Source organism: Legionella gratiana (genome assembly GCF_001467695.1).
Lineage (GTDB): Bacteria > Pseudomonadota > Gammaproteobacteria > Legionellales > Legionellaceae > Legionella > Legionella gratiana.
In genome coordinates, this window is the sequence record NZ_LNYE01000025.1 from 1 (window position 1) to 351 (window position 351).

Below are 351 nucleotides of genomic sequence, written 5' to 3' on the forward strand. Positions count from 1 at the left end.
ACTGGCTTGGTTAACGGATATCCACCTCAATTTTCTAGAGGTTGAGTCTCGCCAAAAATACTATGAGGACATTCTAGCTACTGGTTGTGATGCAACATTAATTAGTGGTGATATTGCCGAAGCACCTTCTCTAATCAATCTTTTAAATGAAATGGTTGGGCAAATCAAAATGCCCATATACTTTATTGTCGGAAACCATGATTATTATCGTGGAATTATTTCGGATGTACGTAAGGCATTGACTGAATTAAGCGCGGCTTATGCTGACTTATTTTGGTTGCCTGCGACAGGTTTACAACACCTTCCCAATAATACAATTTTATTAGGGCAAGATGGATGGGCGGATGGTCG

1 protein-coding gene is annotated in these 351 nt (G+C 39.9%); it reads left to right on the top strand.

Translation table 11 applies throughout. The annotated features are described in order from the left end of the window. Position 1: 1 nt before the first annotated feature. Positions 2-351 (top strand): metallophosphoesterase family protein (locus Lgra_RS12600; RefSeq protein WP_238584445.1); only part of this gene is annotated, 350 nt, incomplete at its 3' end.